The organism is Roseburia porci (assembly GCF_009695765.1).
GTDB lineage: Bacteria > Bacillota > Clostridia > Lachnospirales > Lachnospiraceae > Roseburia > Roseburia porci.
Window position 1 is genome coordinate 250,618 of sequence record NZ_VUNI01000001.1, and the last position, 7,385, is coordinate 258,002.

A 7,385-nucleotide genomic window follows, 5' to 3' on the forward strand; every position below is an offset into this window, starting at 1 on the left:
TATGACAATCGATAAAAATAACAAAGATTTACTGATAATTATTCCGGCTTATAATGAAGCACAGACAATTGAAGATTTGTTAAAAAAGCTTGAAATGCCTGAAATCGCTGAGATTGCAGATGTTCTTGTTATGAATGACGCATCTGCGGACTCTACCAACCGGATCACGAAATCAAGAAAGCATGCGGTAGTTACCCATGTATTTAATCTGGGATATGGAAGTGCACTTCAGCTTGGATATAAGTATGCAATCCGAAGAGGATATCGCTATGTGATCCAGATGGATGCAGATGGACAGCATGACGTGTGCAATATACGCCCGATTTACGAGCAATTAAAAACAAAAGATGCGGATGGACAATATCCGGACATTGTTCTTGGCTCCAGATTTATGAAAGACAGTGCAGGATATCAGATTTCCTTTGGAAAGAAAATTGCATTTTCTTTTTTCCGCAAGATCATCCAGATATTTACCGGAAGAAAGATATCGGATCCGACAACCGGTCTTCAGGGACTAAGCTGGAGAACCGTATTGTATTATTCGGAATATAATCATTTTGATGACAAATATCCGGATGCCAATATGATCACACAGATGCTGTTACTGGGATTTCGTGTAGTTGAGATTCCTGCAGTTATGCATTCAAGAACGCAGGGAGAGAGCATGCATTCCGGGTTAAAGCCGATTGTTTATATGTTTCGTATGATGTTTTCCATATTTGCAGTGGTGCTTCGGATAAAGGTGTTAAAGATGGATACAGGAGCAACGAATGATCTGGAAATATGGTAAGAAAAAACAGGCATGCCATTTTCAAAAGGAACAGATGAAAGAGGAAAGAAAGGATACGGTGTCTCCTCTTAGAGGGTGGTACTCTATCTATACGTTTCTGGCAGAAGATAAGATTTATCCGGAGGAATTGAAATGGAGCTTAAGAGAAGAGGAAACGCTTGCATTGGTTCTTCTTGACATCCACGCTTTTCGCGACAGATCTTTGGACTTGTCAGCACTTGAAAATATCCGGAGTATACTGGAATTTTTTGCAAAATATAATAAGGATATAATTTTCAGACCTGTTTATGACCGAATGGGAGAAGGAAAAAAACGGGAACCGGAACAGTTTTCTCTCGTTTTGAAGCATCTGACGCAGATTGGAGAATTGTTGCAAAAAACAGAGAACACGGTGTTTGTGTTTCAGGGATTACTGGTTGGAAGCTGGGGAGAAATGCATACGTCCAGATATCTTTCGGATGAGCAGTTACGACAGATGTGGAAATGTATTTCTCCATATCTGGGAGAACAGATCTATCTTGCAGTAAGAACACCTGCGCAGTGGAGAACGCTGATCAGCGAGGCTTCGTATGAGAATGAAAAGTACCCAAAGCTTTGTCTGTTCGATGATGCTGTTTTTGCATCGGAAACACATCTTGGAACTTTCGGAACCATGACCCGGGAAGCAGCAGGGTGGAATCAGCCGTGGACAAGACAGGAAGAACTGAAGTTTGAACAAAAAATAAGTGAACGTATGCCGGCTGGCGGGGAGGCTTTGTCCGGGCAGGAGATGAAGGCTGCTGCAGTGATACAGGAACTTAAGCAGATGCATCTGACATATCTGAACAGTGTTTACGATAAAAAAATTCTGGATACATGGAAGAAGCAGATGCTGAAAACAGACGGTATCTGGGATGGAATTAGTGTTTACGATTATGTCGGTGCTCATCTTGGATATCGGTTTGTAGTCAGGGATGCGTGGATGAAAAAGGGCCTTTCCGGAAGAACGTGTATCGGGGTTCAGATCGAAAATTGTGGATTTGCGTCCATATGTCAGAGCACAGAACCGGTTCTTCTTGTACAGGCGGAAAACAAAACAGAAGAATATGGTTTTGGGGTAGATCTGAGGAACTGCAAAGCGGGTGAAACAATCTGCGCAGATATCTGCATAAGACCGGTTACCGGAAAGCTATATCTGACTGCAAGAAAAAAAGCAGATCAGAAAACGATCTGCTTTTCCAATACAGGAAATGGAATTGTATATCTGGGAGCATTTATTTGATGCGCAAAGTTCCAACAGAGACCGAATCATTTTCGGTCTCATTTTCATTTGCAAAATGAATGATTTTGCCGGTAACCGGATCTTTCATGGAGAGAGTGATCTCGTAAGTACCCGGATCCCATTTTCGAATATTAAGTTCCTGGTGGAAGATGGAAGAGTCGCTTCCGGAGATTCCACGATTATCCAGGGTAGTCGCGATGGTTTCTTCTTTTCCAGTCTGGGTATTGGTTGCCGTCAGAGTAACCTCAAACTGTTTATATGCCGGTGCAAAGCCGGTATTTTCAATTGTAAAATATAAGGTTGCGGTATCTGACAGAAGCGAATGGAAATCCAGTGAGGAGTCTGTCAGAACATAGCGGTATCCAAGATGTGCCTCCACATAGTCATATCCGTTGCAGCCGGAAAAGACAGGATCTTCGGTATAGCTGCTGTTTTTCCATTTGTCGAGAACCGCAAGGTCATGTGCGTCATTCAGATAGGATACATGCATTGTGCGCAGGTCAGCAACGGCTGGTTCGATATCGTTATATTCGTTATCCAAAGTAACTTCGCCACCGTTTGGAACATATTCACAGATGCGGTTCTGATAATCCAGTTCTTCTTCACGGGTACCTTTTTCCGTATAATCGGATGGATCTTCAAACGGCGTATCATCATAAGTACCGAGATCAAAGACCGAACCGAGCATTCCGTCGTTGAAAAGTCCAAGCCGGGCTGGAAAACTTCCGGAGTATGCTTCCGTACTTGTCAGCGGAGTCTTTCGTTTTAAGATAGTCCTGAGCTGTGCTGGTGTCCGCACGGAAAGAAAAATCTCTTTATCAATACATTCGTCAAGCAAGGAGACAAGTGCAGTCATGTCTTCATTGGAGCCGTAATGTGTGGAATTCATTTCACCAACATTGCCGGTGAAAGCGCCCTGCATGATATAAACGCAGTCAGTGTGGGCATTTACAATGGAAGAGAGCTGCCGAATGTGATTTTCAATGATAGAACGACTTTCCGGTTCAGTATCCATGGCCTGCCCATCCCAGTCATAAAGAAAGCGGAGGATGATCTGCTGTCCGGTATCCGAACATGCACTAAGAATCCTGTCTATCTGGTCACAGGCATTCTGGGAAAGCCAGCCGTCATTGTAATTTTTCAGATTGATCTCGAGCAGCATAAGTTCATGCGGGTTGTTGCTGCAGATCTGAAATGCCCAGTCATAGGCTGAATCTGCGTCCTCTTCTTCCGATGGAAGATAACCGTTTAGCTGATAGAAGCCACAATAGGGATTGTTGACCAGGGCAGAAGACTCCTTTCCAGCTGCGGGAGTATAGGTAACCGGAAGCTGGCGGATACAAAATACATAGATGAAAACCGCAAGGACAGACCCGAATCCAAGAAAGAATATAATATAAGGACCAATGTGATGAAGTAGTTTTTTCAAGAGAATCTCCTTTTTAAGAATAAATATACAAATGAACGAAAATTTATTATAATGTAGTATAACACAGTAAAAAAGGAGAATCTACACCATGCAACCGGAAGAATTGTATCTTTGCAGTCTGTTAAAACAGGAACTCACAGGAAACACAGATCATTCAGAAGAATCATATGAACAAAAAGTCCAGATGGATCAGGTCATTACAAAGGCTCTGGAGCAGGGTGTGTTATCTCTTTTATATGACCGGATGATGAACAAAGAGGCAGTTTTGGAAAACCAGAAGAACCGGATCAGAAAGTATAGTCAGCAGATTGTGCAGCAAAATTATCATCTCCTTTTTCTGGCAAGATTTATTACCGAAAAATTAAAGAAGCATGGGATAGCATCCGTGATTTTAAAAGGAAGTGCAATGGCTGCGTATTATCCGGTTCCGGAACTGCGAAAATCTGGTGATCTGGATATTCTTGTATCAAAAAATGCAGATCTGAAACAGATTTGCGAGATCCTGTCAGACGATGGGATAAAAAAAGCAAAGGATCAGCATGCAAATCATCATATGCAGTTAACGACACGGGATGGAATTGCGGTTGAGATACATACTTCGTTGACGGAAGACGCAGGTATTTTAAAGCTGGATAATTATCAGAGAAAACATCAGGATGAGTTTTTGCACCATACCATTATGGAGAATGCTATGGGAATTGTGCTTCCAGCACTGGAGTTTTCCTATGCGGCATATTTTATTCTGATTCATATGTTTCAGGACTTTCTGAGAGCTGGTTTTGGAACAAAGATGCTTTGTGACTGGGTGGTTCTTTGGAATCGTGAGGTAAAAGAAGAACAGAAGCGTGCATTTCTTGCAATGGTGGAAGAAAGTGGAATCAGAGGATTTGCATGCATGGTATCTGCAGTATGTATCACATATCTTGGACTGAAAGCGGAATCTATGGAATTTCTGGTAGATATGAAACAGATGGATGCAGCACAGATCGACACATTTTTAACTGATGTTATGGAAGCGGGAGAATTTGGAGATTCGTCCGAAGAGCGGATGGTTATGGTGCAGGAAAATGGTTTGCCGGGGCTGATTGCGGAATTCAGACATCAGGTTGCACTCACTTATCCGAAGGCATACAGGTGTGTCCTGTGCAGGCCTGTTTTATGGATCATGCTTCTGATTGGCTTTATACATCGTAACCGGGTGTTACGTAATGTCTCAACATCTGCGATATTAAAGAGTGCCGCAAAACGGGGAAAGCAGATGAAAGAAATGAATTTATTTGAAAAGTAACGGAGGAATAAAATGATCCGATTATCGATTCAATCCATAAAGCCGTATCTTCAGGATGCATCCCTGTTTGAACAGAAATTTAATGCGTTAAATTCGTTCCGGAAGGATAAAATTACCGCCTTAAAGAAAAGAGAAGACCAATGCCGGTCTCTGGCAGCGGGAGTGCTGCTTCAGAATGCACTGGAAAAAGCCGGAATTGACGATAGGTCAGTTCAGTTTCAGGTGAATGAACATGGAAAACTGTCCGTTGCAGAATATCCGGACTTTTATTTTAATCTCAGCCATTCGGGAGATTATGCAGTCTGCGCAGTGGCCGATCAGCCGGTTGGCGTTGACATTGAAAAAATACGGGGACGGAAAGAAGCACAGTTACAGCGTCTGATCCGGCATGTCTGTACAGAGGAAGAACAGGAATGTCTGATGCGTTTTGAGGATGAGAGGCAGGAAGAAGAATTTGTCCGGATCTGGACAAAAAAAGAGAGCTATACGAAAGCAATGGGGATGGGATTACAGATACCATTTCATGAAGTAAATACCTTGAAACAGGGCTTTTATTATCTGAATGAAACGCTGGAAGGATACATGATCTGTGCAGCAACGATTGAAAGCCAAACTTGCATTTGCCAGGAACAAATGGTAACATCAATAGGCAGGAGGAACGCGGAATGCATGACGAATTAACAGAAAATGATATTAAAAAAATGGAAGCAGAGATCGAGCATCGTAAGCTTGTTGTGCGCAAGCAGGCTCTTGAGGATGTCAAGGAGGCTCGTGCACAGGGAGATCTGAGTGAGAACTTTGAATATAAAGCAGCCAAAAAGTTCAAAAATGAGAATGAAAGCAGGATCCGTTATCTGGAAAAGATGATCAAAACTGCAGTGATCATTTCCGATGAGTCAAAGGATGACGAGGTTGGCATGAACAATACGGTGGATGTTTATTTTGAAGATGATGATGAAACAGAAACCTATAAGATCGTAACAACTGTCCGGGGGAATTCATTAAAGAACCTGATCAGCAAGGAATCACCACTTGGAGCAGCAATTTTTGGAAAAAAAGTTGGGGATCGCTGTGAGGTAAAGGTGAATGACAGTTACTCTTATTTTGTACAGATCAGAAAAATTGACAATACAACAGACGACGACAGTGATGCACTGCGCAAATTTTAAGCAAAAACATAAGAAAAGAAAGGGTTAATATGAAAGTATCAGATATTTTAAAAAAAGACACAGTTACCATTTCGTGTGAACTTTTTCCACCGAAACAGGGAACACAGCTTGAAAATTACAAGAAGATCGTTGCAGAAATGGCAGCATTAAAGCCGGCATACATCAGCTGCACATATGGTGCAACCGGTGGAACCAGTGATTATACGGTTGAAATTGCGGATGCAATCAATGCAAATCATATTCCGGCAATTGCACATCTTACCTGTGCATCTTCTACAAAAGAAAAAGTCCGTTCTGTCATTACAGAATTGAAAGAGCGTAAAATCGAAAATATTCTGGCTTTAAGAGGGGATATTCCGGAGCAGGCAGATTTTCCGTTACCGGATCAGTATCATCATGCATATGAACTGATCGAGGAGATCAAATCCATGGGGGATTTCTGCATTGGAGGAGCATGTTATCCGGAAGGACATCCGGAGGCTGCTACCATGGATGAGGATCTGGATCATCTGAAAGAGAAGGTAGACGCAGGGTGCGATTATCTGACGACACAGATGTTTTTTGATAACAGTATCTATTATAATTTTATGTATAAGGCACTGAAAAAGGGAATTCAGGTTCCTGTAGTGGCAGGAATTATGCCGGTTACCAATGCATCACAGGTAAAAAGAATCATTTCTTTATCCGGTAACCTTGTACCGGCGAAGTTTACGAATATTGTAGATCGTTTTGGAAATGATCCACAGGCAATGAAACAGGCAGGAATCGCATATGCGACAGAACAGATTATTGATCTGATCGCAAACGGTGCCAATCATGTACATATCTATTCTATGAACAAACCGGATGTTGCCGGTGCGATCATGGATAATCTTTCGCACATCTATGTGAGAGATTAAGAGAAAACCATATCAGAAAAAAGGACCAAAGAAACAAAATCTGTTTCTTTGGTCCTTTTTTTTATGTGCGCCTTGCGGCGCACGTCGCTAATGGATGAAAGTTCCTAATCCGCCCTAGTAGTGGGAAGGATACAGCCAAGACCAAGGGTGTCCTGTTCATAGCAAGACTATGATTAACGTGAGGGGAATCTGAAGGAAGGTGGAGGCAAATCTCTGGTCTGACGAACAGAAATCACATGAGGCTATAGTTAAGGATAAGGCTGCATAACAAGTCAAAGTCCAATAACTACTCGGAATTAACTAAAGTAAATGTGGCAGATATATGGAGAGAAAGTGACGTGTGGTACCAAGGGAGGTCTTGTCAGCGGATGGAAACAGAGTATGAAATCCGTCAGTAACAACGAATGGCGAGAAGTCAGCAGAAGCCATAGTAAACCGATGGCTTAAGACATCGGCGAAGGGCTGAACTTTAGGAGACACAAGCAATGAATGTAACTGAAAGTAGATTTAAGAACAGACAACTTCATATGGAAGACTATCTGCAAATGG

At 42.2% G+C, this 7,385-nt stretch carries 7 protein-coding genes; 6 read left to right on the forward strand and 1 reads right to left on the reverse strand.

Features of this window, described 5'->3' with window-relative positions; all coding sequences use genetic code 11:
- The first annotated feature begins 1 nt into the window (after window position 1).
- Both FYJ75_RS01285 and FYJ75_RS01290 read left to right on the forward strand, forming a co-directional pair.
- Window positions 2–790 carry a glycosyltransferase family 2 protein gene (locus FYJ75_RS01285; RefSeq protein ID WP_154428034.1) on the forward strand — a complete coding sequence of 263 codons (789 nt, stop codon included), beginning with the start codon at window positions 2–4 and terminating at the stop codon, window positions 788–790.
- Window positions 771–2,051 (forward strand): DUF4874 domain-containing protein, encoded by a 1,281-nt coding sequence (locus FYJ75_RS01290; protein ID WP_154428036.1) that lies wholly within the window; start codon window positions 771–773, stop codon window positions 2,049–2,051. The genes FYJ75_RS01285 and FYJ75_RS01290 overlap by 20 nt, the downstream gene beginning before the upstream one ends.
- Here FYJ75_RS01290 and FYJ75_RS01295 read toward each other — a convergent pair.
- Complete coding sequence (locus FYJ75_RS01295; RefSeq protein WP_235906971.1) at window positions 2,044–3,480, reverse strand: DUF4832 domain-containing protein; 1,437 nt, start codon at window positions 3,478–3,480, stop codon at window positions 2,044–2,046. The two genes, FYJ75_RS01290 and FYJ75_RS01295, sit on opposite strands and share 8 nt — an antisense overlap.
- Window positions 3,481–3,568: 88 nt before the next feature.
- Here FYJ75_RS01295 and FYJ75_RS01300 point away from each other — a divergent pair, with 88 nt between their 5' ends.
- Genes FYJ75_RS01300 through metF form a run of 4 tightly spaced genes read left to right on the forward strand, consistent with a single transcriptional unit; the run spans window position 3,569 to window position 6,836 of the window.
- On the forward strand, window positions 3,569–4,768 hold the full coding sequence (locus FYJ75_RS01300; protein WP_154428038.1) for a nucleotidyltransferase family protein: 1,200 nt from the start codon (window positions 3,569–3,571) through the stop codon (window positions 4,766–4,768).
- A gap of 12 nt (window positions 4,769–4,780) precedes the next feature.
- Entirely contained in the window at window positions 4,781–5,449 is a 669-nt protein-coding gene (locus FYJ75_RS01305; RefSeq protein ID WP_154428040.1) for a 4'-phosphopantetheinyl transferase family protein, read from the forward strand.
- Window positions 5,434–5,937 carry a GreA/GreB family elongation factor gene (locus tag FYJ75_RS01310; protein WP_154428042.1) on the forward strand — a complete coding sequence of 168 codons (504 nt, stop codon included), beginning with the start codon at window positions 5,434–5,436 and terminating at the stop codon, window positions 5,935–5,937. Before FYJ75_RS01305 ends, FYJ75_RS01310 begins: the two co-directional genes overlap by 16 nt.
- Before the next feature lie 29 nt (window positions 5,938–5,966).
- The gene (gene metF / locus FYJ75_RS01315; protein ID WP_154428044.1) at window positions 5,967–6,836 is read left to right on the forward strand and encodes a methylenetetrahydrofolate reductase [NAD(P)H]; all 870 of its coding nucleotides are present in this window, start codon (window positions 5,967–5,969) and stop codon (window positions 6,834–6,836) included.
- Window positions 6,837–7,385 lie beyond the last annotated feature (549 nt).